Below are 25,861 nucleotides of genomic sequence, written 5' to 3'. Positions count from 1 at the left end.
CGCCTGTTGCCATGACCCTCGCCTCATCACCCTCCGAATCCGGTCAAGCACCCCTCGGCCACAAAAAAGCTCGCGCCCTCAAGCCCGGTAGCCGTCGCCCCGCCAAGGATTTGTGCAGTGAATGCGGTCTGTGCGACACCTACTATGTGCATTACGTCAAAGAGGCCTGCGCCTTCATTAATCAACAGATTGCCGAGCTGGAAACCCAGGCCCACGGCCGCAGCCGCAATCTGGAAGTCGAAGATGACATCTACTTCGGCGTGCATCAGGAAATGATGGCCGCGCGCAAAACCGAGCCGATCGAGGGGGCCCAATGGACCGGCATCGTTAGCTCGATCGCGATCGCCATGCTCACCAGCGGCAAAGTGGAAGGGGTCGTCTGTGTGCAAAACACCCCGGAAGACCGCTTCCAACCCCAACCGGTGATTGCCACCACCCCCGAAGAAATCTTGGCTGCCCGGGTGAACAAACCCACCCTTTCGCCCAACCTGTCTGTTTTGGAACAGATTGAACAATCGGGCATGAAGCGGTTGTTGGTGATTGGGGTGGGCTGCCAAATCCAAGCCCTGCGAGCTGTCCAAGACAAGCTAGGCCTCGAAAAGCTCTATGTGCTCGGCACGCCCTGCGTGGACAACGTGACCCGGGCCGGCCTGCAAAAATTCCTCGACACCACCAGCCGATCGCCCGACACCGTGGTCTATTACGAGTTCATGCAGGATTTCCGGGTGCATTTCAAGCACGAAGACGGTTCCACGGAAACAGTGCCCTTTTTTGGCCTGAAAACCGATCAATTAAAGGACGTGTTTGCCCCCTCCTGCATGACCTGTTTTGATTACGTCAACTCCCTCGCGGATTTGGTGGTGGGCTATATGGGTGCGCCCTTTGGTTGGCAGTGGCTGGTGGTGCGCAATGAAACGGGCCGCGAACTGTTGGAAATGGTGCGCGACCAAATCGAAACCCAACCGGTGATGTCCCAAGGGGAGCGTCGGGCCGCCGTCCAAAACAGCATTCCCGCCTACGACAAGGGGGTCACGATTCCCATGTGGGCGGCTAAGTTGATGGGTTTGGTGATCGAGCGGGTGGGGCCCAAGGGTCTGGAATATGCTCGTTTCTCGATCGACTCCCACTTCACGCGCAACTATCTCTATGTCAAGCGCCACTATCCTGAAAAGCTAGCGGAGCATGTGCCCGCCTACGCCCAAAAAATTGTGGAGCAATACCAATTACCGGACTAGAACCGATCGTCGGATAGTCTGAAATCCTGATTCCACCCTGACGCGATCGCGGTGGCAAGGTGCCCAGAGGGTGTCTTTGTTTAGCCCGAAATCCCTAGATCTGCCGTTAATGGGAGCTGGCTCAGGGGTTGGTGGGTGCTTGGTTCGGAATCAACAGCCGCAGGGTTGAAAAGCCCAAAACCAGCAGGAATAACACTAGCCCGATCGCGCAGGCATAGCTCATTTCTAGGTTTTCAAAGGCCTGTTCATAGAGGTAATAGACCACGGTTTTGGAGCTGCTGCGGGGGCCGCCTTGGGTCATGATGAACACCTCTTCAAAGACCTTGGTGGCGGAAATGGCGGAAATGGTGGCCACCAACAGCCAGTAAGGGCGCATCAACGGAACCGTAATATCCCAATGTTTGCGCCAACCATCGGAGCCATCGAGGGCGGCAGCTTCGTAAAGGTCGGCGGGAATGGCTTGCAGTCCGGCTAAATAAACCACCATGTAATAGCCGAGGCCTTTCCAGACCGTGACGGCCATGACGCTCCAAAGGGCCCATTGGGGACTGGTCAGCCAGGGAATGGGACGAGAAACAAGGCCAAGACCGGTGAGCAGTTGGTTCAGCAGGCCATTTTCCGCATACATCCAATTCCAGGCAATGCCGGCCACCACGCTCGACACAATCACGGGCACATAATAGGCGGCGCGAAACCAACGGATCCCCGCTAGTTTTTGGTTCACCAAAATGGCCAAACCCAAGGGGGCGATCGTCAGGATGGGGACGACGGTTAATAGGTAGACGATCGTTTGGCCCAGGGTTTTCCAAAACAGCCGATCGCCCCACAGGCGCAGGAAGTTGGCCCCGCCCACCCAGCGCGGCGCTTCGGTCAGGTCGTAGTCATAGCGCGTGAAGCTGAGGTAAAAGGCTTGCAAGGCCGGGTAGAAGGTGGTGATGGTCAAGACGACCAAGGCCGGCAGCAGGAATAGATAGGGCGTGAGCAGGGCCCATTGGCGATCGCTCAGGGATTTTCGGGGTAACTGGAACATGGGCAAGGTTCCCAGTATGTGGACTGTTGAATTGAACTGAATTGAACTTCTAACTTTTCGTTTTTACCAACTGCTTGCCTTTTACCTTTTGCCTTTTGCCTTTTTCTTTTTACCCTTTGCTTTTGCCTTTTTGCCTTTTGTTCTTTGCTTGTTAACTAACGCACCAAAGGCGATCGCTTCCGTTTCAAAATTTCCCCATAGAGGGCTTCGAGTTGGTTGAGGTTGCGATCGAGGGTGTAGCGTTCCAAAACACGCTCCCGGGCCCGCTGGCCCAGCAAGGCGGTGATTTCCTCATGTTCTGCCAGCATGGGCAGCAAGGTTCGCAATTGTCCATAGACTTTTTGCGGATTGAGGCGAATTCCGGCTCCCTGTTCGATCGCCTCGCCATCGGCCCCCACCTCCGTTGCCAAGCAAGCAACCCCGCAGGCCATCGCCTCCAGCAACGAGAGGGACAACCCTTCCACTAATGAGGGCAGCACAAACACATCGGCGGCCCGCAAGATGTCGATCCGGCGACTTTCGTTAGCCACATAGCCCATCCATTCCACCCCATGCTCGGGACCGTAGAACGCTTGGAGGGAAGCTTTCAGGGGGCCGCTGCCAACGATCGCCAGTTTGCAATGGCTGGGCATTTTCGCTTTTTTCCAAGCCTTCAGCAGGGGTTCAACGTTTTTCTCTTGCGCCAGACGGCCCACATAAACAAACAGGCGATCGCATCCCAATTCCCGTTTCACAGGCGAGGGGCCGGGGGCATATTTGAGCACATCAACTCCATTGGGAATCACCGCCACTCGATCGCCCTCAACCCCCAGCTTAATCAGCATGTCGCGCTGAATTTGGGAGAAAACGATCGTGCAGTCATAACTGGCTAAAAAGGGTGCATAGAGTTGATAGGTTAGTTGTTGAGTGCCGGAGGTGAAATTACGCAGTTTTTGATCGAAAGCAGGATGAAAGGTAGAAATTAGCGGCAACTGTAATTCGTCGCAAATTTCTGGCAACACAAAATCCAACGGCGAAAGGGTCAAGGATGCATGGAGCAAATGGGGACGCAACCGGCTGAGAGATTGCGTCAAAACCTTGCTGGCCCCAAAGGTGGGCAACGTATAAATTTGGGATTTATAGAGATAGGGAAGCGGGACTTCTTTCACATCCCGCTGCGCTTCGTCTTCGGTTTCTTCTTCTTGGGCAAAGTGTAAAAAGCTCACCTCATGGCCCCGATCGCGTAATGCGTTCGTGATCTCTCGGCTGTAGGTGACGTTGCCGCAAAATGGAGATCGTTTACCCAACCAAGCGACGTGCATGGAATCCGAAAACCTGAATTAGCGAGAATGATTGGGCTAATGAATTGGTGAATTCACCCAATCAAGAGGAACTCAACAACGGAAATTTAACAGCAGAGATTTAAAAACAAGAATTCAACAACAAGAATTCAGTAACACAAGTTCAACAACACAAACTCGGCCGCAGAAATTCAGCAACGGAAATTTAACAACGCAAACTCGGCAACACAAACTCAGCAACACAAATTCAAAAACAAGATGCATACCGGGAGAATGCTTAGGTCGATCGCGGCAAACTCGTAACGGAAATATACCAGGTTGCTACGCCGCCTGCGATTGCCAAAACGGCCAACAACAGCAGCACCGCAGGCAACCCCCAATAGGCTTCGGCCACGCTGGAGAGGGCCAGGGGCAAACTGAGGGCCACGTTCACAGCGTTGTTTTGTAAGCCAAAGACTTTGCCGCGCATTTCTTCGGGGGTTTCGTGCTGGATGGTGGTTTGCATGGGGATGCCCACGAAGGCGGCGGCGGCTCCCAAACAGACGATCGCGGTCACTGCGCCCCAGAGGTGGGTGGTGGTGCTGGCGAGGGCCACGAGGGCCGCTCCCATGCCAAAGGAACCGAAGAGGGCCGATCGGGTGTAGGGCCAGCGGCTGCCAAATTGACCCAGCAGCAAGGCTCCCACCCCTAAGCCTGCACTCCCGGCCGCCAACAGCAACCCAAATTGGGAGGCTTTGATGTTGGGGATCACTTCCGCCATCCGCACGGCCAAAACCGCCAGGGCCGCGAAGATCGAAAACAGGATCGTGAGTTGAATCAGGGCGTTGCGGATCACGGGGCGATCGAGCAGATAGCGAAACCCGTCGCGCAAATCTTCCAGGACGTGGGGACGTTCGATCGTTTTGTCTTCGGGAGCTTCGCCGGTTTTCATCCACAGCAGCAGAGCACCCGCGATCGCGTAGCTGCCGCCAATTAGCAGTTCTTGGCCCAGGTTTTCCCCTAGCCCCCAACGGGCAACCAGATGATTGGCCAGGGCCAGCAGCGGTTCTCCCACGGCAAACCCCACGATCGTGGAGGCCATCATGGTGGTGGTGTAGAGGGAGTTGGCCGACAGCAGGTGTTGCGGCGGCACGATCAGGGGAATGGTGGCTTGCTCGGCGGGGGCAAAGTATTGGGTGAGGGTGGAAACGCAAAAGGTCATGGCCAGCAAGGCCCCAAAGCCGATCGGGATGCCCATCACCTCCGGGCCGTCGGCCGTCAGGGCCAACACCACCGGCAAGGCCAACACCAACAGCCCGCGCACCACATTGGTGACCACCAGCACGGTTTGTTTTTGCCATCGATCGACATAAATTCCCGCCAGGGAACCGAACAACACTGCCGGAATGGTGAAGGCGATCGTGATGGCGGAAACCCAGCCGCTGATGGTTTGGCCGGGTTCTTGGAACCGGGCAGCCACGATCGCGATCGCCATGATCAGATAAACCTTATCCGCCAGTTGCGAAAACACCTGCCCACTCCACAGGGCCAGGAAGTTGCGGTTTTTCAGCACCGGCAAGAATCCCGTTTCTTCGGGATCGGTGGGGGCGGGTTCGAGTCCTTTTTCCTTGGCCAGGCGAGCTGCCTCGATTGCTGCCTGGTCATGGCCCGCCCCATGCAGCACCAGTTCAGCCAACTCGTCCACCTCTTCCGTGAGCCGTTTTTTCAGGGGCAACGGTTGGGGGGCCGGCTGGCTCTTGTGCAGTTCCGCTGGGGGCGTGTCGGGTTGGGACGAAGTGGGGGACATGGGCGATCGGGGAAAAGATGGCAAGCGATAGAATCGAGTCGGCAACGGGCCCTAAACCGGTGGTTTGTGGAGAGTTACACCAAAGCAGGCGGGGCCAGGGCCGTGTTCAGGTAGGTTTCCAGGGATTTGGCCGATCGAATCCCCTGTCCAAAATGATATTGGGCATAGTGCCGTAACAGACGCTCCAGCCGCTGCCAATGGCGCAGGGGATCGGCCAAGGTTGCCCGATCGCCCGGTGGTGACGCTGCAAATAAATCATTTAGGCTTTGCCACTCGGTGGCCGTTAAGCGTAAGGGCGAAAACTTGACCGAGACTCCCGAACTGGGCAGCACTCGTGTGGGTTGCCGCGCCGCCAACCAGGCCATCGCCTCCGGATTGTCCAGGGCTGCCAGGTCGATCGCCCCACCCGCAGCGGCACTGAATCCCACCCGCCAATGGGGATCTGTCCAATCGGGGGCGATCGGGCGTTCCGTTAGATTGCATTGGCCCAACTGCGGAGCCACCCCCGCCACCGCCAACAGGCGACCAATCCCGGCACAGAGGATTGGCAACAACTGACCCAAGGCCACCACCCGATCGCTCGGTAAAGGCAGCGCCTCCAATGCATGGAGATCCTCATTCAGGGTGGTGAACAGATCCGGTTGAGGATGACCATCCAACGCCTGAGCCAAGGCCAACTCGGCCCAATATTGAGCCGTCATCAGCTTCCCCAAATCCCTTGTTAGGCCCGCATAGGCCGTGATCGATTGGGCTTGGGCAATGCGATCGAGACTGCGCCCTCGGCCCACCAACAGCTCATTCACCACAAACAAATTGCTGCGGCCCCCAATTTTCGATTTTGGCTTGCGTGCGCCGGGGGCCACCGCCCGAATTAATCCAAATTCCAGGGTCAAAATTGTGAGCAACAGATCCGACTCCCCCAAAGGCACGCCCTTGAGGTTAATGCCCGTCGCCTGGTAGGTGCGGGAATGGTTCATGCGGTGGGCGGCTCCTCCGTTTCAGCAGCCCAACTGGCCGAGCGATCGCGTCGCAAGAAGTCCACCCCGCGTGATGTGCCCAAACGAGTGGCCCCGGCTTCAATTAGGGCGATCGCCTGATCCGTGGTGTGGATGCCGCCGGCCGCCTTAATCCCAATCCGGCCCCGGGTCCAATCCTTCAGCAACCGCACATCTTCGATCGACACGCCCCCATTCCAGCCCGTGTGGGTTTTCAGGAATGCCGCCCCCGCATCCATGGCAATTTCCACCGCCAATTGTCGCTCTGCCGACTCCAGCAGCGACCACTCCAAAATTACCTTCACCAACGCGCTGGCGCTGGCCATCTCCACAATTTCCGCAATTTCCCGATGCACCGCGTCGGCCGCACCGGCCTTCAGCCAACCCAAATTCAGCATCACCTCCAACTCCCGCGCCCCCTGCTCCAGGGCTTCTTCCGCCTCTGTGCATTTGGTTCGGGTGGTGGTGGCTCCGGATGGAAACCCGATCGGGCAAATCACCACCGGTCGCCGATTGTGCAACAACGACACCGCCTGGCGCACGTGGGTGGGCATCACACAAACGCCCGCAAAACCGAAGCGATCGGCCTCTGCGCACCACTGCTCCACATGCTGCGGCCCCGCCGCCGGGTGCAACAGCGCATGGTCAATGTGTTGGGCCAGGTCAATGGTTTCAGCCAGACGCTGATTCGTCTGTTCGTCAAAAGCAAGGGTCATCAAGGTTAATCCACTGGATCCACCGATCCAAAGGCAGGGCCACAACGGTCAGGATTTCCCTATTTTGTCGCAGATTTGACGCGATCGGGCCGCCCCAGCCCCATCACCCGCTGGCCTCATCCCGATCGGGCGATCATTCAACCTACATTTCGGATTCAGTTGGTTTGCTCCTCAGGAAGGGGTTAAATCCCAATCGATAAGGTCACAATTCCTAGTGATCTCGATCAATATCCCAAGCGGTCGCAATTCCCTATACTTCTCAAACCTCATTAAAACTCGAAGTTGATGCGTTAATCGGCACTCAAAAATATCAACACTGACAATGACTTGACCGTTCACTAATCAGCCTTGTCAACTGCTCGATCGCGCTTATCCTCTTGGCCAGATCAGTCCAAGATTGACTGATCAATCATTCACAGATCAGCAATTCACGGATCAATCGCCACGGATCATCCTGAATTCTCATGCTAGCTGATGAACAACCAAGAAACCCAAGGTAGCTTTCGATCACAGCCCTGGCTGGCTGCTGAATGATCACTCAAGTTATCGTTGCCAAAAAATAATTTGAACCCAGAATTCAAATCATTAACAACAGCAATTCTAATGATTGCCAAAATATTAGCCTAGGTTTAATTCGAGATAAATACTTTAAAAATCTTCTTGTAGATTTTTCTTGCTTCGTTTTTCGTGCAAGAAGGTCGATTTTTATACATTGTCCGTGTATTCTTGTATATTGAGTATGTTGCCATGTGCAGTTTGTGATCTACATCTCTTCTCGTTTTGGATATTGACTGACAAATTTTTGCTGCCTGTTGAAGTGAATTGGCTACGGACGTTGATTGTTTAAGCCCCTACCGACAGAATCAAGCCCCTAACCATGATTCATCTGTCAACGCTTTTTCGAGTTTCCCAGGCGATCGCTCGCACCATTGAAATCAACGAGCTGCTACAAGTGTTATCCAGCCATGTTCTGGAATATTCAGGAGCAGAAAAATGCGCTCTCCTTCTATTGCAAGACGGCGAGTGGGAACTGCGAGCCTTGGCAGATTCTCGAGGGGTGCAGCTAACAACGCTGCCTCTTGCATATAGCCAAGATGTGCCCAGTAAGCTCATTCAATACGCAGAAACGCACCTAAACCCAATTGCCATTGAAAACCTTTGCACTGATTTGCCTGTAATTGGCAATTATTTAAAAACTCATCGCCCTCAAAGTTTGCTTTGCTTGCCATTGCTGAACCAAGAGACTCTGCTGGGCATTTTATATCTGGAACATCGATCGGCTCAGGGACTCTTTACGGACGATCGGCTCATGGTTTTGGATTGCTTGGCGAACCAAGCCGCGATCGCCCTAGATCATGCAAGGCTTTACCAAACCGTGCAGCGCAATGAATCTCGTTTGCGTGCCGTGTATGAGTCTAATAATGATGCAATTATGCTCCTGAGCGAAAAGTGCTTTGTGGATTGTAATTCGGCAACATTGGCTATCTTTCAGTGCCCAGCAAAATCAGAATTTTGTGGTAAGCATCCTTCGCAAATTTCTCCGGAATATCAACCCAACGGGCGCTTATCGAGCGAGGCTGCGACTGATCATATTGTGACGGCACTCACCCGGGGCTATGACCGTTTTGAGTGGCAACATTGCCGCTGGGATGGCTCGGAATTTATTGCCGAAGTGCAGCTCTGCCGAATGGAAATAGATGATCAGGCAATTTTGCAAGCGATCGTTCGGGATATTAGCGATCGAAAGGCCGTGGAGGCGGCCATTCGCCAAAAATCTACAGAACTGGAACAGGCACTCTTGCAACTGCAAAAGACACAATTACAACTGGTGCAAATTGAAAAAATGTCGGTTTTGGGAAATTTGGTGGCAGGGGTAGCCCACGAAATTAATAACCCGATCGGGTGCATTGTGGGCAATGTTAGCGTTATGCAGAATTACGTCATCGACTTGATGGAAACCTTGGATCTCTATCAAGCAAATTTCCCTGAGCCGGGCATCACCATTGAACAGCAATTAGATGCGATCGACCTGGACTATTTGCGGCAAGATGTGCCGGATGTGATGCAAGCCATTAAGGATTCAGGCGATCGAATTGCCGCCATTAGCCAGAGTCTGAGAACATTTTCGCGAACAGATGGGGCTGAAAAGCAACTCTTTAATGTGTGTGATGGGCTTGATAGTACGGTTTTGATCTTGCGACATCGGCTCAAGGCCAATGAGCAACGACCGAAAATTGAAGTGGTGACCCACTATGACCAACTGCCGGAAATTAACTGTTTTCCGGGGCAACTCAACCAGGTTTTCATGAATATTTTGGCCAACGCGATCGACGCGATCGATGAATTGAGCGAAGGCAGAAGTTTTCAAGAACTAGCCCAATCGCCGCACCAAATTACGATTAGCACAAGGGCGATCGAGTCGGGAATTCAAATTACGATTGCGGATGATGGGCCGGGGATGCCCCCTGAGGTACAGCGGCGAATTTTTGACTATATGTTCACCACCAAAGAAGTGGGCAAAGGAACCGGCTTAGGGTTGGCCATTGCCCATCAAATTGTGGTGGAAACCCATGGCGGGACGATCGATTTGCAATCCCAAGTGGGCGAAGGCAGCACATTCACGCTCACTTTGCCCTGTTGAAGGCCGGGCGAAAGGCTCGATCGAGAACTGGAGAGGATGTCTGAGTGGGTCTGAGCTTTGGGGCGATCGGCAGAGGCTACGCCGCAGGGGTGGGCGTGAGTTGCCCTTGCTGAAGCTGCCAACAGCGATCGGCCACATCCAAAAGATCACTGGGATCATGGGTGACCACCAACAAAGTCCAGTGAGCCTTCAATCGCGACAGCAGACCGGCCAACTGTTGCCGCATGGACCAATCCAACCCGGCGGTGGGTTCGTCCAACAGCAAAATGCTCGGTTGGCGAATCAGTTGCACCGCCAGAGCCAAGCGCCGTTGCTGGCCACCGCTGAGGGTGTAGGGCGAAATATTCAGGGCTAACTGTTCCAACCCCACAGCGGCCAGAGCCTCGTGAATTTGCTCTGAACTAATTTCCGGGTGGCCCAGCCGCAACTCTTCGAGCACGGTGGAGCCGCAAAAATGCCGCTCAGGAAATTGAAACACCAACCCCGCTAACTGTTGCAGGGACTCGGGAAATAGGGGGCGATCGCGCCACAGCACTTGTCCGCTGGTTTGGCTGGCCAAGCCGGCCAAGATTTCCAACAGGGTGCTTTTACCGGAACCGCTGGGGCCAATCACCAAGGTCAGTTGTTGGGGAACCAATTCCAGATTCACTTGGTGCAAAATGGCCTTGGCGGCGGCGGCGGGGTGATAGCTAACGGAGTCCAAACGCAGCATGGAAGAAAGGGGGCGCGGAGGTGGATCGGGCCCTATTGTAGGGGGCTACTCAACGGCTCGAATGAATGATTCAACGCATGTTTGATTGTTCGATCCGATATTTCGATACGTTCAGGAGTGATGGTTATGGATCTCGGCCGCTTTGTTGCTCAAGGGCGATCTCCTTTGTCGGCCGATCGCGCTCGAAAGCGATCGACTCGGCCCCGCCTGTCCCGATCAAGATCAAGATCAGTGGCCTGGCTGGCTGGGGCGATCGGGCTGTTCTGGGGCTGGGGGGCTTGGCCGGCCGGGGCGGATCCGTTCCGATCCCAGAATCCTCGCCCCGTGGGCGATCGGGCTGAAGCGGCCTTCGTCATGCTGTTCAAAAATGGCAATTATCCCGTCGCTCGCCGTTTAGCCCAAGAGGCGATCGCCCAAGAACCCCAAGAGCCTTTGGGCTATGCCTTAGCCGGTGCATTGGCCTATCTCGATGGTCAGTGGGATCAGGTGCAAACCGCCGCCAATCAGACCCTTACCGCTGCCAACACCCTCAAAACCACTGATGCCCTGCGCGGTAATCTCTACATCGGCGTGGGACATTTCTTGGAAGGGGCGTTTATTGTGTCCGAAGGTGGTCGCGGCCCCCTTCAGGGCGCACCAGAAGCCTTGGCCAAACTGTCCCAGGTTAACGAAGCCTTGGATGCAGCGGCGGCCATCAGTCCCAACGATCCGGAACTGAACTTGATTCGGGGATCGCTGGATGTGTTGTTGGCGGATAATTTGCCCTTTGGCAATGTGGATGGGGCTGTGAACTCCCTCCAGCGGGGCAGCCCCGACTATGTGGTCGATCGCCTGTTGGCGGCCATTTACCGCCGTCGCAAAAACTTTTCCCAGGCGATCGCCTCAGTCGATCGCGCCTTGGCCAAGAGTCCCCAAAATCCCGACCTTTGGCATTTAAAAGGGCAAATTCTCTACGAACAAGGACGCAGCAGCCAAAATCTTGATTTGCTGAAGCAATCGGAAGCCCTGTTTTTGCAGGTGTTGGCCCAGCGGGAGCAAATGCCCCGCGCTGTGATTCGGCACTTGGAAAAAAACGAGTTGCGGCGAGTGCAGCGGGAAATTCGCAACCTGCGCGGCTAATTTAGACCTCTGATTGGAATCACTATGTCGCCGATATAAAACCGGTACAAGATCGGCACGCCATCAGCACGCGATCGACCAGGCCTGACAAAAAAAGAAGGGGCCGAAGCCCCCTGCTGAATGGGTACTGAATCCTGAATCTTGCTGAAATCTTGCTGAATTGATGATTTGCACCAGATCGATCGACCTGTTTGGGCGATCGAATCAGCCTTAGCGGCGACCCATATCCCGGGCCATATCCTTGAAGCCATTCAGGCTGGGGCCCGGACGACGACGCGGCGTGTTGCTGGGCACAAACTTCGATGCAAAAGCCGTTTCCGGCGGCAGGGTCACCGGGGCCGGAGCGGGCTTAGGTGGCTCGGGCGGCTTGGCCGGGGCCGCGGGGGCTGCGGCCTTGGCTGCTTTAATGCTGGTTTTGGTGCTCTTGGGAGCTGGGGCCGGAGCTTCCGGAGCGGCGGCCACGGGGGCTGCCGGTTCTGCAACCACAGCGGGGGCTTGGGGAGCCGGGGCGGCCGGGGTGCTGTCCCCCGTACCTTGTGCATCACCAATTTCCAAGAAGAAAGCGTCTTTTTGGGAACCGAAGAGGTTCTTCAGGGGGCCGATCGGCATGGTTTCGTCGTCAGGTGAGTGGTGGGGTTTTAGCCGTTGCGAGAACCGTTGCGGGATTGATGAGGCGATCGTAAGTGAGACCGTGCCCTGACGCTCCACACAGGAAGTGGCTCTGGGGTAAGGTTTGGGGTCGATCGCCAAGACAGCAATTGGGCCGGCTGCTCATTCACCGGTAAAGGCGGTCTTTACAGACTAGGTACAATTGCTTACAAAATGCAATGTTTCGCAACACTTGTTCTCAGCATTGTATCTGTCCTCGGTTCGATCGACGAGGGGCCGTGGATGATTGTCTGGAATTGATGTTTTGATCGCTGGTGTTTTTACGTTTCGGATCTTTTGGATTTTTGGGATCTCGACGTTCACGGAGCGATCGCTAGCGAGTGAGGCGACGTTCGATCGCGTCGGCCACCGCCGTGGCCACCGCAACCCGCGCAAAGTACTTATCCTCTGCGGCAATCAAAGTCCAAGGGGCCAAGGGCGTGTGGGTTCGTTGCACCATTTGGTTCACTGCCACCGAATACAGGGGCCACCGCTCCCGATTGCGCCAATCCTCGTCAGTGAGTTTGTATTGCTTGAAGGGATTGTCTTTGCGTTCCTGGAACCGGCGCAGTTGTTCTTCTGGGCTGATGTGTAGCCAAACTTTCACCAACACCATGCCACTGGACATGAGTTGGCTTTCAAATTCATTAATTTCCTGATAGGCCCGTCGCCACTCCGTTTCGGTGGCAAATCCTTCAATTCGTTCCACCAAAACCCGCCCGTACCACGATCGATCAAAAATCCCGATCGTGCCCGCCGCCGGTAACCAGCGCCAAAATCGCCATAGGTAGTGGTGCGCGCGTTCCTCCGCCGTGGGGGCCGCAAAGGCATGAACCCCATAGCTGCGGGGATCCAACATGCCCGTTAACCGCGAGATGGCTCCCCCCTTGCCCGCCGCGTCCCAACCTTCAAACAACACCAACACGGGTAACCGTTGGCGATGGATTTGCATTTGCAGCGATCGCAGCCGGGCCTGCTGTTCCGCCAGTTTCCGTTCATATTTACTGCGAGATAGGGCTTGACTGAGGTTCACCCGTGCCAGCAAGTCCGGTTCACCGGGATGCAACTCCGCTTGGGCCGGCAGGGCGGGCGGGGGAGAAGCCTGGCTGCGTTGGCGATCGAGCGCTCCGGCAATGGTGGCAATGGTTTCGCTCAACACTTTGATCACCGCCCAGCGGCGGCTGTTGCCTTCCACCAAAGTCCAAGGAGCTGCTCCCGTGCTGGTTTCCGCCAGCATCGCTTCCGCCAAGTCCCGATATTGACGATAGTGCTTGGCCTGTTGCCAATCTTCCGGTCGCACCCGCCAAGCCTGAAAAGGATCCGCTTGGTATTTTTTCAGGCGCTTTTTCAGCTCATCACGGCCGAGATGAATAAAAAATTTGGCGATCGCCGCGCCTTCATCCGCCAACTGTCGCTCAAAGGCATTCACTTCCCGGGTGGCTTCGGGAAACTGTGGATCCGGTAGCCGGCCAAACAGGCGATCTTCCAGCAGGTGGCTATACCAACTGTGATAGAACAGCCCGATCGTGCCCGCTTCCGGCAACCGCAACCAAAAACGCCGCAACCAGGGAAATCCCAGCTCATGGGGTTCTGGCGGAAAAATTGGATGTACTTGAAAGCCGCGTGGATCTAAGGAGTCGCGCAATTCCTTGACGATCGCCCCCTTGCCCGCCGCCGCCCAGCCTTCCAGGGCAATGATCACCGGCAATTGGGCTTCCCGACAGTCCGCTTGGAGCGATCGCAACTGAAGAGCCAAGCGATCGCGCTCTGCGACATAGGTGGCCTTATCCAGCTTCAGGCTGAGATCCAACATGTCCAGCATGGCTTGTCCTCCAGGCGAGCAGTGGCACGAAGCAACGGCAGCAATCATGGTGCATGGCGGGCAGTGACAGAGCCTGATGCGCAATCACCGTCATCGCCAACCACCGCAGCGCGGCCTTGCGCTTGCGGCCATCGATTGCCACAACCTTAGCGATTGCTGTTCCGGTCTGCTGCAAAACGTAAAGAAGACTTTAGTCGAGCAACTCCTCAGCCCAATCTTCATCCATCCAAATTGCCGCGAAAACGGCCGCAATTTGCCGAAAACAGCTCGATCGAACTCTTGTCGATCGGGCCACTTGGCAGGGTGTGATTGACGAAACTTGGAGGTCTTGCCCGCAAGTTCCATTAAGTTTCAATCAAGTTTCAAAGGAGTTTCGTTGAGTTGCGATTCAAAAATTATTAAATCTTGATCAATGTTTTTGATTGTTAGGAATTTGATCATTTTTGATTTCGATTTTGATCAATGTCCTATGAATACTTGATGTTGATTAGGGTTCAATAGTTTTGCCTGTAATCTATGCTCTATCTACGCCTTGAAACCTTGATTGGAATTTCTTAGCCGGACAACTCAGACCACCCAACTCATTCCTAGCTAATTGAATCAAAGTCGCTGCCTTTGATTATTCATTGCTTGGACTTGAGGTCAAGGATTTCCAAATCGAAATTCAGGGCTAGGGGGGTGCTCATTGCGATTATTACTCCCTGAGTTGGTAATGGGTATGACTGATTCTTGGCGCGATCAGATGCAATCGGTGGTTTTGGAGCTAGGGCAGATCTCGCTAAGGACGGCAGAAGCGGTTCAATGCCTCTCCAGTCAGCTCGATCGGCTGAGTCAATGCTTGGAACAGCAGGGTGAATTTTTGCAAAAAACTTTGCAGCAACAGGGACAACAAATCGAAGAAAAAATCGAGCGCCAGATCGAACAACAACTTGAATTGCAAAGTTGGCAAATTCAGCAACAATCGAAAGAGATTCATCAACAGGTGAATCAGCAAGTTAATCAGCAAATTGAAAAACAAATCGAACAGCAGATTAGCCAGCAGATTGAGCGACAAATTCAGCAGCAAATTGTGCTGCAAAATCAGCAAATGCAGCAAATTCAGCAGATTCAGCAACAGGGGCAACAATTGCAACAGGTTCTAGAGCAATTCTGCCAACGCAATCTTGAACAACAGGCCCAACATTGGGAACAGCAGGGGCAGTTATTGTCCCAACAAAATCAACATTTGCAACAGCAAGGACAGCAAATTAAACAGCAGGAATATCAGGTGTTTGCCCTTTGCGATGTGTTGCAAGCTCTGGTGAGTCAGCAAACGGCTACGCATCAAGCGATGGCTCAACTGATCGACCGGTGGGCGATCGACCTGCCATCGCCCGCACCGACTGAGCCATTGCGCACCCTGTCGCCCTGGGTAACGACCGGAACAACGGGGGGTGATGGATTGGCCCAGGTCGATCGCGCCGATCGGCTGGACAACGCCCAAGCAGCCACGAACGCCGGTCACCCTGGGGAATCCGATCACCCCTTGGCCCTTGCGGCTCCGCCAAGTCTGTGGCCAAGTTCGGAGTCGATCGCCCCTCAGACCTTTGGGGACAGTCCGCCTTTAGGGCCAACCCTCCCCTATGAAGATGTATCCTTTGCTACTGGCTACTCGGTTGGATAGTTCGCTGCGATATGATGGGGCCCAAAACCGCTTAAGGTGTTCTTAATTCGCCGTTTGAACCGGATATTTCCCGGATTGTTCACTGCCTCGGGGAATAGTGGATTTTACGGTGGGCTTTTGTGGATGGGGGCCGATTGCGCCTGAAGACCCTCGCGCCTGACGATCACGGCCATGGCCTGAGAAGTGAAATTCAGACGCTGCGATCCAGACGCTGTGATCCAGACGTTACGATTCAAACGGTCAGAAGTACGGTATCCCTAACCTCCTGGCAGAGCGATCGCGCCATGTGTTCTGAAGTTGCTGCCGTAGTTGCCGCCGTACAATGGCCATGGGGTTTTTCGGCCCCATGGGGTTCATCCAAGGCGATCGACATCCTGCGCCATTCGGTGGCAGGCCGTTGATCCATGTCAATGGTTGTCGTGAAATATCGATGTTTTGTATTGCCTGAGGTTAGCACCGCCGGTGTCTGCCCAAGAGTCGTTACCATCCCCGATCGATCCCCTCGTTCAACCCGACCCTGAGCGAGTCTTTGCGCTGATCGATCGCATCTTGCCGTTTGAAGTTTGCCTCTATCACCAAGTCTTGCCCCTAGACCGGCAAGACAATCAAATCATTTTGGGCGTGGTGAATCGCGACGCGGACTTGAGCTATGTCCAGCGGATGCTCGCTCACCTGAATGATCAGTTGGTCTACCGCCCGATCGCCCTGGAAACCCAACAGGAGCTACTTTCCGCATTTTTGAGCTACGACTGCCAGCGAAAGTCTGAGGGTTACGTAGAACCCAGCCATTCTGAATCCTGGCAACCCTCCTTGGGCAACTCCCAATCGAACGCCGCTCCAGATTCGCCAGCGGCCTCGTTGGGCCATGGCACCTTGGGCGCGGGAACGGATTCCGGGCCGTTGGATCCGGAGCTGCGTCCCCTGGTGGAAGTCAGCGATTGTCTGTCGGATTTACAACCGGCCTTGCCACCGATCGAGCATGGTTTTGTTGTGGATGATTTGATGGACGATTGGGACGATGAGGAGCTGGATGAGTTGGGAGAAACCATCAGCGCTCCCGCAGACTTTGCGCACTGGAATCAGCTTGGTGCTCTGTCGCCCCCAGGCGAGCTAGATCCAGGCGAAGACATGGAAACCCAACCGGTTGGTCGGTTTCAAAATCATGACAACTCCGAACCATTTGACCCTTGGGCCAGTCCCCAGAATTGGTTAAGCGCCGGCAGTTCCGAGGAACATCAGTTGCATCACCTGGCGGCACATCCCTCGCTGCTGGATCCTGGGTCATTGGATCCCGGATCAATGGATTTGGGAGCGGTGGATGTGACCGAAACCCTGGTGACGGCGGCCCAAAGTACCCCAGATCCTGATTGGCAACAATTGCACCGGAAGGGGGAGTTAGCGGAAGCCTGCGGCTCCCCTTCGCTGACACCGGATGATATTCCGGATCTACCTATGGATACCCTTACAAACCATGCAGTGGTGACTGCCAGTGACCTAGGCACAGGGCAGGGCGCGGCCCCTTCCCTGTTGCCCGTCGATTTATCAACTGAGCGACCGATCAATGGCCCCGTAGATTTACCGGCGGAGTTGGCGGAGTTGGAGCAAGCTTTGGTGCAGGCGTTGGAGCGATCGACTCCGCCGGCCCAAACCGCTGTTCCGAGTGCTTCGGAGGTGGAGGCCGCTTGGATTCATCCCACGGTGTCCGTCCCGATCGAGTGGGCCGACTTAAATCCCAGTCCTCTGGTCTTGCACACTCGCTATGCCGATCGCCCGCTGTCGGAATTGGGAGATTTGCCGCCTCGGGCCCTGATGCAGGAGTTATTGCAACGGGCGATTGAAGGAGGGATTGGCCGGCTATATTTTGATCGCCCTGAGATCGATCGCACTCGAATTCTCTGTAGCCGCGATGGGATTATGCAAGCGGCTCTGGATCCATTGCTCCCTTCCACCTTTCAAGGGGTGATCGATGAGCTAAAGTTACTCGCTAATTTGCCCCTGTTGCCTCCCGTGGGGAAACCGCGCCAGGTCGAGATCGAGCGCATCTATCGCAGTGAGTTATTGCTCCTGCGGTTGCGAATTGCGCCGGGCCGGTTGGGCGAGGAGGCCACGTTGCAGGTTTTGCGGGGAGCGGCCTTGAAGTTTCATCAGCGCCAACAGCTCTCGAAACTGAGCCAAGACGCGATCGACCTGACCCGCCAACTGCAAAAGAAGCTGGCGGAGATGCAGGTGCGGGCTTCCCTGTCTCAAGATTTCAACCCCCGATCGCAGGAGTTGACGCAACTGATGGGAGTGGTGCAGCGGTTAATTGAGCGGCTGGGCAACTGGCGATCGATTTAGCGGCTTGTTAGCCGCTGGCCGCCTTGTTGGTCTTTTCAGGCTGGTTTTGTTTGGTATCGGCTCAAGAAGCCTGGCGATCGGGTTGGGGTTGCACCATGGCGCGATCGAACCGGCCCTTGGGAATGGCCGCGATCAGTTGGCGCGTGTAATCTTCCCGAGGGTGGTCATAGACCTGATCAGCGGGGCCCAATTCCTCAAACCGGCCTTGGTTCATCACGGCGATGCGATCGCTCATGAACTTCACCACGCCCAAATCATGGGAGATGAAAATGTAAGTCAAACTAAATTCGCTCTGCAATTCCTTCAGCAAATTCAGCACCTGCGCTTGCACCGACACATCCAACGCCGATACGGACTCATCACAAATTAGAAACTTGGGATTCAAGGCCAGCGCCCGGGCAATGCAAATCCGTTGGCGCTGACCGCCAGAGAACTCGTGGGGATAGCGGTTCATCCAGTCGGGCTTGAGACCCACCCGCTCCAGGAGGTAGGCCGCCTGCTCGCGATACATTTTGCGGGCGGGTAGGGGGTGGTTGGTTTTGCCTTGGGCATGGATCAGCATCGGTTCCATGACCGCGGCCCCGATGGTCATTCGCGGATTCAGGGAACTGAAGGGATCTTGGAAAATAATTTGCATTTCGCGCCGCAGGGCCCGTAGCGCTTTGCCCTTGAGCTGCAAAATATTTTGGTCATCAAAGCGAATTTGGCCGCCCATGGGTTCAATCAACCGCAGGAGCGATCGCGCCAGGGTGCTTTTGCCGCAACCACTTTCACCCACCAGGCCCAAGGTCTCCCCAGGAAACACATCGAAGGACACACCATTCACAGCCAAGGCGTGCCGTTGGGCCATGCCCAGCCAACCCTTGACCGCGTAGGCTACGCGCAAATCCCGCACGGACAGCAGGGGTGGCAATGCTTGGAGTTTGGTGAGTCGATCGCGCGTTTCGTCCGGTGGAATGGCCAGGGCGATCGGGGTCTGGGGCGCAAGGGACGTGGGAGATGAGCCGGCAGATGAACCCGGTTCGATCGGGGCTGAATCTCGCGCTGCTGCACTCAAAAAGTCCGCCACCGTGGGCAAATAGCGCAGCCGCAATTCTGGCCGCGGCCGGCAGGCCAGCAGCCCTTGGGTGTAGGGATGTTGGGGGGCGGTAAAAATTTGCTCCACGGATCCCTGCTCCACCAACTGCCCCTGGTACATGACCGCCACATCGTCCGCCAGTTCTGCAATTAGCCCCAAATCGTGGGTGATGAACAGGATGGACATGGCGCGGTGGCGTTGCAACTCCCGCAGCAGTTCCAAGATCCGCGCCTGCACGGTCACATCCAAGGCGGTGGTGGGTTCGTCGGCAATCAAAATCGCCGGGTCGCCGGCCAGGGCGATCGCGATCGTCACCCGCTGGAGCTGACCACCGGACATTTGGTGGGGGTAGCGATCGAGCATGGCCTGTTGACGTTGGGTCACGGCCTGTTGCAATTCCCGATCGCTGGGGTTGCCGTTGCGCCACTGATCGCGAATTTGGGCCCGCAGTTCCAACTCCGGCGGCAACAATTTCACCTCCTGCAACAGGGCGATCGCCTGTTGTCGGGCCGCCGCCTCCGACAGGCCCCGGTGCAATCGAATCGCCTCAATAATCTGAAACCCACAGGTATAGACCGGATTCAGGGCGCTCATGGGTTCCTGAAAAATCATGCCAATCCGTCGCCCTCGGTAACGCCGCAGGGCTTCCGGTGAAAGCTTCAGCAAATTCACCGCCTCCTCGGCATTGGGTTCTCGATACCAAATGCCATCCCCCCTGACGCGACCCAATTCGGGCAGCAACCCCGCGATCGCCAAGGCAGTGACGGATTTTCCCGAGCCTGATTCCCCCACCAGTCCCAAGGTTTGACCGGGCTGTAACTGCAAGGACAACCCATCCACCGCTCGCATGGCCGACTCACCGGCACCAAATTCCACTTGCAAATTGCGAATGTCAAGGACGGGGGAGAGGGTCATAGGTTGCCAAAGGGTGCGTTGCCAAAGGGTGCGATCGAGCGGGCGACAGTGAGACTATCCACCCAGGAAATTTGCCCTGATTCTACCAACTGAATTTCTGAATCTCTTTCCGAACGATTGATCGGCTGATCGGCCTAGCGCCAGCCAAACCAACGCCACCCGTAGCGCAAGCCCTGTTGGAAGTGGGTCAAGGTGGTGAGCACGGCCAACAGGAGATAAAAACCCCGCACGCCCCAAGTGCAACCTTCCAACAGTTGCTCAATGGATTTGGTTTGCCAGCGCAGCAAATTGGCCAAGGTGGCTTTCACCTGTCGATCGATGGTGGGAATTTCCCGCATGGCATCCGGAGCCAAGGGCAATTCTGGATAGCGAGCTGAGTAGGTATAAAACCCCCAAAGGCCGCTTTGTCCCACCTGCTTGCTCAAAAAGCGCTCAACTTGAATTTTGGCTTGCTCGGGCGTGATCCGTTGATGGTCGGCGGCGCGGTTAATCCAGGCCTGTTGCCGCACGGCCGGAGCAATGGCAAACAGACCGGGCACGGCCACGGCCAACACGAGTGCGGTGAGTTGTTGGCCCCGAGGGGGCGGCAACACACCGGCCGCGATACCTGCGCCCATGCCCAACACGGCAAACACCAATAGATTCAGCAGTTCCAAAATTTCCAAACTGCGGAGGAAATGGCCCACGTAGGCCACTTCGTAAATGTTGGTTTCTCCGAGCCAAGCGATGGCCCAGCGGGCCGCCGCCGTGGCCCCGATCGCCAAGGCCAGAATGCTCACCCAGCCGATGACCCGTGGTGTGGACAGGGTGGCATCCGTGGCGGCCACGGTATGAACAACCGATCGCTCCGAGGGTTGCCCAGAACGTGCCCCTCCGGCCCGGCGCGATCGACTCGAAGGCTGGGTCACCAATGGGCGAGGCGCGATCGTCCCGGCCTCTTGCAGATCAATGCCCATTTGCCAACTGGGAGCCGCCGCCCCGGGCGCATAGCCCTGCACCACCACCCGCCGCACCACGGGCGCAGCCAGCCCCAGCATTCCCCGCCGCACAAAATCCACCAAAAAGTCCTGATCCGGCGGCCCCAACTCGCCCGCCGCCATCACCGTCAGGCAATCCTGGATCAGATCCGTGCGGACTTGTACCCCGGCAGGCTCAAGGGATTGATTCATCAACCGGGCGATCGCCATGGGATCTCCCTGGCGAGCAAGATCAAGAACCGAAGATTGCGCCGTCATAGGCCCTGGTGCAGCAGTACCAAAAAAGAGCAACAGCAATCGTCCTGGTTTGGCATTTCCCCCCTCCCAGCGACGATGCGAACCAAAGTTCTAAACCGAAAGCGAACTCACGGGAAAGCGATCGAAACCGGACTCTGAATCCATGGTTCAGAATCCGGCCCATTGATTTTCGTTTCCGTCACTTTCAACCAGAACCGTCTCTATTTTGCTTCAGCGGTGTAGGTTTGCCGTAGGCTGCTGCTCCCTCAACCGAGGATCCTTGGGAATGACCAACAGTTAGGGCAGTGAATGAGACAGTGAATAGGGCAGTGATGAGAACAGCGAAAATGCCCACATGGCCTCGCCATAGCCCCGCTATCGTCCCGATCGGGTCATCTCGCCTACACAGCCGCAGCCAGGGGAAGAGGCTCGGTAATCAGGGTTGCTTTGGGGCTGACATCTCGCAAGGATTTACCCATCACTTCCGCTGGCAGGCAAATTAGACCATCGCCGTGGGTGCTAATCAGACCGCGCTTCCGCAGTTTCCCCATCAGGCGGGTCACGGTCACTCGCGTTGAGCCGATCGCGCTGCCAATTTGGGCATGGGTTAGCGTCCAGGGCAAGTAATAGCCATCGTCACAGGTTTGACCAAACTCCTCAATCAGGAGGGTCAGATAACCCAACAGGCGATCGATCGTGCGGCGTTGGCCCAAGGTGCTCAACCAAAGCAGCTTCCGTTGGTGCTGTTGACGGAATGCATCCAGCACTTCGCGGCGGAAGTGAGGCCAGTTTTCCAAGTCGTTCCAATACATCCACAGCACACTGGTGCGATCCACATGGGCGTAGCTTTGGAGCGCGAAGGGCGACTGGGCAATGATTTCAAAGGGCTGCCCAGGCCCCACAAACCCCAGAAAAGCCTCATCCATTGCGGGATCGAGTCCGTCCTCATCTTCATCTTGATCCTGAATGGCAGCCGTGGCGGTCATGACCGACGAGCCAACCAGTCGCACCGCACCGCGCTCTACGAGATACAAGAGGCCCGGGCGAGTGGGAATCTTTTCATCTTTGCCGAAAGTGCGGCAGCGGTAGTGATCCTGGGCCCAATCCAGCACACGCTGCCAAGTCAGGAAGGGGCGATCAAATTCGGACTGCGTCAGAGGCGAATACATGACAGGAAACCCAGTGCAAAAGGGACAGCGATCGAACGTAGATAGCCCAAGGGATCACCCGTATCATAACCGTGAAAATACGGAGGCCCCATTCCTGAAACAGCTCGTTTACATTGCACCCAAAATCTCATGGGTTCTAGTTTCGGGCTGCTGGTTTCGATTTGGGATGGAGGATGTATCAAAGTTCCATTGCTGCCCAGTATATTCAAAACTCGGGAAAAACTCGGGTAGATATCTGCCCAATTTTTTCACAGTTTTCCTGGGCTTAGTCAAACAAGCCACAATCCCTGATCTGGGTGGCATGAACTGCTCGATCGGCCGGTTGGGTTTGCTGATTTGACATTGACTTGGCCCATTTGATCTCGATTTATTTCATCGGTTTATATCGATGAGTAGATGTTTTGGGTGATATTTTGAGAAAACCGCCTTAGTTCAGTTGGTTCCTTTGGTTCCTTGGATCGATACAACGCGATCGGGGGGCGATCCACAGGATTTGCGCCGACTCAGCCCCAAAATCATGACGCGCGAAAAAATTTCTCAAATGCCCCAACCCTTGATGGGGATGGGTTTCCATGACAAGGACGTGAATTTCTGATGGATTTTGGGTGGCGATGGGGTGACAGATTCAAATTCCTCGGCTATCATTCTGGTGGTGTGTGAGGAGCGAACCAGTAAGAGTGCCGAGACGAAACACGGACAGTCGTCGGCACTCTTTCTGATCAAGGGGTATATTCAACCCACCGAAGCCGACCACCAGAGCCGATCGAGATGTAGTCGATCGAGACAAAATTAATCGAGAAAAATCAATAATGCTGATTTTGTCGTCCCAGCCTTCAGCACTTCAAGAAAAAGGCGGTTTGCGACAAAGCACTTTGACGGCTAATCCATCGTGATTCAGCCTCTGAAGATTGATTTCCTGAAAATCATTTTCCTGAGCGTACTTTCCTGGGAATACGTTCCTGAGAACGCTGAATGCCTGGAGGCTTCGGCGATTTTCTGTGGCGATCTTTCAACGGGGCGATCGGCTTAATCAGGCAATTGGTTTAGATCACTATAACCCTTGCTGCTGTTGGGTTTTGTGCCTCAATCCAACCTACAAGGTGATCGTTGATCAGTCGATCTGGAGGAAAGGGGGTTTCGTGAACGAGGTCTGGTGAATTCAATTAGGCAATTGGTCTAGCGATTAGCTGATCTTGACTATTCGATTAGTTGATCAAATTAAGCAATGGGTTGAGGACGTGGAGTTGAGCCACAGAATGAGAAACCGGCCCGTGCAAAATGACCGCGGCCCCTGGCAACAGGTTAACGATCCCCCGAGGACTTGGTGGGGGTGAGGTTCCGGATCGGAAACCCACACCCGAAGCACGGGAAATGGGGCGATCGTCCCGCACTGTGGGTCATAGAGTCTCGATCGGGGTCTGTCTCAGACGGGGTTAATTCGTAACGAGGGGTGGACAATTGTAAACTTCGCGTTAGAATTGCGCCAAAATACTTGCTTCAAACCACCACGATCTTCATTTTTCTTCAATAAACCTATGGCTAGTGCGTCTTCTGTGGTAAGTAAACCGGCGGCGGCAGAGGCAGTGCAGTTGCCCTTCGATGTCAAGCAACAAATTGAGTTCCTGCACCTGCAAGCGGATATCGAGTCCCTGTTGCAACAGTTGCAAGCCCTTTCGCGGCAGCGTCTCGACTCCTAGGGTTCTTTGCTCCGTTAGGTTGGTTATCCGCCTAGTTCAGTCCATCCTGCGATCGCGGCTTTGGTTCGTTCAATACCCAACTGTGGGTCTGCCATGCCTGCTCAACACTTGAGCGATCGCCCTGGAATACTGTGCTAGGCGGTTTATTTTTTCACCTACGCAAATTGGAGTCCACCTCCAAACAGCAAATCCGAAAGATCCGGCGGAGCAGCTCGGAATCCTTCGGATTTTGGGAATGATTTTGGATCTGTTTAGATCTCTATTTGGATTGGATCTAGTTAGATCTGTCTAGATTTGCTTGGCTCTACTGAGAATTTCTGAGTCAGAAGCCCTAGCGCTGGTCGATCGGCTCTGGCGCTGGTTGGTCTGGGGCTTCGGAGTTGGGGGCGATCGACTCTGCGGTAACCGTTTCCGTTTGCACGGACTCCTTGCGCACCGAGAATCCCCAAATGAAGGTGATGGCGATGAAACTGATCGTCATCCAATCGGGCGGAACCCAAAGATCGACCCCCAAGGCTCCCTCGATCGCCTTCAAAAACAGACGCGCACCGACAAACCCAACGGTGACGTAGCCAGCGGCCGCCAGGTTTTCATACTCATCCAACCAACGGATAAACAGCCCTGCCATGAAGCGCAGGGTGATGATTCCCAGGGTTCCCCCCGTCAGCACCAGCCAGGTGTGGTCAGAAATGGCGATCGCGGTGGTGACGCTATCCAGGGAAAAGGCCAGGTCGGTGAAGGCAATGGTGGGAACGGCTTGCCAAAGATTTTGGAACCGAAATGCCTTGTGGCCCTCGCCATCGTCGTCATTTTCCCCCGTGAAAAACTTGAAGCTGAGCCACAGGAGATAGAGGGCCCCCACCATTTCAATTTGCCAATAGCGGATCACCCAAGTGGCAAGCAAAATCAGGGCAATGCGCAGAATGAAAGCTGCCACTAGCCCAAAATTTAAGGCCCGGGTGCGTTGTTGGGGATCCTGCAATCCTTGGGCGATCGCAGCGAGGGCGATTGCGTTGTCTGCCGAGAGCACGGCCTCCAACGCCACCAACACCAATAACAACAGCGCGGTGTCAACGCCAAAGCTGGGGTAAAAGTCGAGGAACTGATCGAGCATTTCGGGCCAATGGTCTGATGGCAAATTTTGCAACTCCTACTAGCCTAACGCTGTTATTACGCCTTGTAACGAACCTATTCCTGAATTGAGCCGGGTGGTTGAAAGTAGTGAAGTCAGTCCCTTTAACATCTGGAGTCTTTAGAGCGATGCTTTCGGATACGCAAGTTTACGTCGCCCTAGTTATTGCCATCATCCCCGGCATTCTGGCTTTCCGCCTTTCGACCGAACTGTACAAGTAAGTTCGAGTCCGTTCGAGTCCGTTGATCGGCAGCTAATCAACGGCTCTCGATCATTGAGTTCTTGGTCTTGGGGGGTCGCGATCGCGAGCCTGTTCAAGATCGGTTGAGCAAACCCCCAGTGGCGATCGCAACCGGGGGTTTATCATGTTTGGCTGCCGATCCCTGGCGGGCGATTGGGTGGCTGATGGGTTCTGAGCAAAACGTTTTTGAAGAAAGCACTCATCAAGAAAGCGCCCATGAACAAACCGCTGATGAACAAACCGTTAGTGGGGCGGAAATACTGAGGGCGATCGAGCCAGCGCGTTACCCTAGAGGCGAAAACCATCAAGAATTGTGAAGCCTGAGGAGTTTGCTGGATGTCTTCGCCACCTCCGAACTCGATCGCCCCGTCCTCGTCCGCAGCGGATCCCCAACCCCCGATCGCCCCAGAACCTGTCTCTTATACACATCT

22 protein-coding genes are annotated in these 25,861 nt (G+C 55.2%); 9 read left to right on the top strand and 13 right to left on the bottom strand.

From position 1 onward, the window contains the following. Positions 1–11 precede the first annotated feature (11 nt). Positions 12–1,235, top strand: coding sequence for a Coenzyme F420 hydrogenase/dehydrogenase, beta subunit C-terminal domain (locus AMR42_RS17955; protein ID WP_099535028.1), 1,224 nt, complete (start codon positions 12–14; stop codon positions 1,233–1,235). A gap of 121 nt (positions 1,236–1,356) precedes the next feature. Here the strand turns inward: AMR42_RS17955 and AMR42_RS17950 are convergent, their stop codons facing one another. The 5 genes from AMR42_RS17950 to deoC all read right to left on the bottom strand — a co-directional run bounded on the left by AMR42_RS17950 (position 1,357) and on the right by deoC (position 7,042). Beyond that, positions 1,357–2,265, bottom strand: coding sequence for a carbohydrate ABC transporter permease (locus AMR42_RS17950; protein WP_099535027.1), 909 nt, complete (start codon positions 2,263–2,265; stop codon positions 1,357–1,359). A 155-nt stretch (positions 2,266–2,420) separates the two neighbouring features. Then, on the bottom strand, positions 2,421–3,566 hold the full coding sequence (locus AMR42_RS17945) for a glycosyltransferase family 4 protein (protein ID WP_099535026.1): 1,146 nt from the start codon (positions 3,564–3,566) through the stop codon (positions 2,421–2,423). Between the two features lie 256 nt (positions 3,567–3,822). After that, a complete protein-coding gene (locus AMR42_RS17940; RefSeq protein WP_099535025.1) occupies positions 3,823–5,331 on the bottom strand; it encodes an MFS transporter in 1,509 nt (502 codons plus the stop codon). Between the two features lie 74 nt (positions 5,332–5,405). After that, positions 5,406–6,308 carry a DNA repair protein RecO gene (recO, locus tag AMR42_RS17935; protein ID WP_099535024.1) on the bottom strand — a complete coding sequence of 301 codons (903 nt, stop codon included), beginning with the start codon at positions 6,306–6,308 and terminating at the stop codon, positions 5,406–5,408. After that, on the bottom strand, positions 6,305–7,042 hold the full coding sequence (gene deoC / locus AMR42_RS17930; protein WP_099535023.1) for a deoxyribose-phosphate aldolase: 738 nt from the start codon (positions 7,040–7,042) through the stop codon (positions 6,305–6,307). The genes recO and deoC overlap by 4 nt, the downstream gene beginning before the upstream one ends. A gap of 877 nt (positions 7,043–7,919) precedes the next feature. Here deoC and AMR42_RS17925 point away from each other — a divergent pair. After that, entirely contained in the window at positions 7,920–9,683 is a 1,764-nt protein-coding gene (locus AMR42_RS17925; RefSeq protein WP_099535022.1) for an ATP-binding protein, read from the top strand. A 76-nt stretch (positions 9,684–9,759) separates the two neighbouring features. On the opposite strand, the gene AMR42_RS17920 is transcribed toward AMR42_RS17925, so the two are convergent. After that, entirely contained in the window at positions 9,760–10,395 is a 636-nt protein-coding gene (locus tag AMR42_RS17920; protein WP_099535021.1) for an ABC transporter ATP-binding protein, read from the bottom strand. A 126-nt stretch (positions 10,396–10,521) separates the two neighbouring features. On the opposite strand from AMR42_RS17920, the gene AMR42_RS17915 reads away from it, so the two are divergent. Beyond that, complete coding sequence (locus AMR42_RS17915; protein WP_158234540.1) at positions 10,522–11,514, top strand: Sll0314/Alr1548 family TPR repeat-containing protein; 993 nt, start codon at positions 10,522–10,524, stop codon at positions 11,512–11,514. A 210-nt stretch (positions 11,515–11,724) separates the two neighbouring features. On the opposite strand, the gene AMR42_RS17910 is transcribed toward AMR42_RS17915, so the two are convergent. Both AMR42_RS17910 and pap read right to left on the bottom strand, forming a co-directional pair. Next, the gene (locus AMR42_RS17910; RefSeq protein ID WP_199858236.1) at positions 11,725–12,264 is read right to left on the bottom strand and encodes a hypothetical protein; all 540 of its coding nucleotides are present in this window, start codon (positions 12,262–12,264) and stop codon (positions 11,725–11,727) included. 232 nt (positions 12,265–12,496) lie between these two features. After that, entirely contained in the window at positions 12,497–13,984 is a 1,488-nt protein-coding gene (pap, locus tag AMR42_RS17905) for a polyphosphate:AMP phosphotransferase (RefSeq protein WP_099535018.1), read from the bottom strand. 712 nt (positions 13,985–14,696) lie between these two features. Between pap and AMR42_RS17900 the strand changes: the two genes are divergently transcribed. Next, positions 14,697–15,647, top strand: coding sequence for a hypothetical protein (locus AMR42_RS17900; protein ID WP_158234539.1), 951 nt, complete (start codon positions 14,697–14,699; stop codon positions 15,645–15,647). Between the two features lie 232 nt (positions 15,648–15,879). Here AMR42_RS17900 and AMR42_RS20725 read toward each other — a convergent pair whose 3' ends face one another. Next, on the bottom strand, positions 15,880–16,053 hold the full coding sequence (locus AMR42_RS20725; protein WP_158234538.1) for a hypothetical protein: 174 nt from the start codon (positions 16,051–16,053) through the stop codon (positions 15,880–15,882). A 56-nt stretch (positions 16,054–16,109) separates the two neighbouring features. Here AMR42_RS20725 and AMR42_RS17895 point away from each other — a divergent pair, with 56 nt between their 5' ends. Then, a complete protein-coding gene (locus AMR42_RS17895; RefSeq protein WP_143473170.1) occupies positions 16,110–17,984 on the top strand; it encodes a hypothetical protein in 1,875 nt (624 codons plus the stop codon). Between the two features lie 61 nt (positions 17,985–18,045). On the opposite strand, the gene AMR42_RS17890 is transcribed toward AMR42_RS17895, so the two are convergent. The 3 genes from AMR42_RS17890 to AMR42_RS17880 all read right to left on the bottom strand — a co-directional run bounded on the left by AMR42_RS17890 (position 18,046) and on the right by AMR42_RS17880 (position 22,360). After that, on the bottom strand, positions 18,046–19,977 hold the full coding sequence (locus AMR42_RS17890; RefSeq protein WP_099535015.1) for an ABC transporter ATP-binding protein: 1,932 nt from the start codon (positions 19,975–19,977) through the stop codon (positions 18,046–18,048). Between the two features lie 134 nt (positions 19,978–20,111). Further along, positions 20,112–21,212 (bottom strand): hypothetical protein, encoded by a 1,101-nt coding sequence (locus AMR42_RS17885; protein WP_143473169.1) that lies wholly within the window; start codon positions 21,210–21,212, stop codon positions 20,112–20,114. Between the two features lie 380 nt (positions 21,213–21,592). Continuing rightward, positions 21,593–22,360 (bottom strand): Crp/Fnr family transcriptional regulator, encoded by a 768-nt coding sequence (locus tag AMR42_RS17880; RefSeq protein ID WP_099535013.1) that lies wholly within the window; start codon positions 22,358–22,360, stop codon positions 21,593–21,595. A 445-nt stretch (positions 22,361–22,805) separates the two neighbouring features. Here AMR42_RS17880 and AMR42_RS20720 point away from each other — a divergent pair, with 445 nt between their 5' ends. The 3 genes from AMR42_RS20720 to AMR42_RS20945 all read left to right on the top strand — a co-directional run bounded on the left by AMR42_RS20720 (position 22,806) and on the right by AMR42_RS20945 (position 24,057). Further along, the gene (locus tag AMR42_RS20720; RefSeq protein WP_158234537.1) at positions 22,806–22,955 is read left to right on the top strand and encodes a hypothetical protein; all 150 of its coding nucleotides are present in this window, start codon (positions 22,806–22,808) and stop codon (positions 22,953–22,955) included. A gap of 294 nt (positions 22,956–23,249) precedes the next feature. Beyond that, positions 23,250–23,390 (top strand): hypothetical protein, encoded by a 141-nt coding sequence (locus AMR42_RS20715; protein WP_158234536.1) that lies wholly within the window; start codon positions 23,250–23,252, stop codon positions 23,388–23,390. A gap of 505 nt (positions 23,391–23,895) precedes the next feature. Further along, entirely contained in the window at positions 23,896–24,057 is a 162-nt protein-coding gene (locus AMR42_RS20945; RefSeq protein WP_190353726.1) for a hypothetical protein, read from the top strand. Between the two features lie 331 nt (positions 24,058–24,388). Here AMR42_RS20945 and AMR42_RS17870 read toward each other — a convergent pair whose 3' ends face one another. Next, positions 24,389–25,171, bottom strand: a complete 783-nt coding sequence (locus tag AMR42_RS17870; protein WP_099535011.1) for a TerC family protein — start codon at positions 25,169–25,171, stop codon at positions 24,389–24,391. Positions 25,172–25,317: 146 nt separating this feature from the next. Between AMR42_RS17870 and psaM the strand changes: the two genes are divergently transcribed. Next, positions 25,318–25,410 carry a photosystem I reaction center subunit XII gene (gene psaM, locus AMR42_RS17865; RefSeq protein WP_099535010.1) on the top strand — a complete coding sequence of 31 codons (93 nt, stop codon included), beginning with the start codon at positions 25,318–25,320 and terminating at the stop codon, positions 25,408–25,410. The last annotated feature ends 451 nt before the right edge of the window (positions 25,411–25,861 follow it).

It is taken from the genome of Limnothrix sp. PR1529, assembly GCF_002742025.1.
Lineage (GTDB): Bacteria > Cyanobacteriota > Cyanobacteriia > CACIAM-69d > CACIAM-69d > CACIAM-69d.
This window is presented reverse-complemented; position numbering and strand designations above follow the sequence as displayed.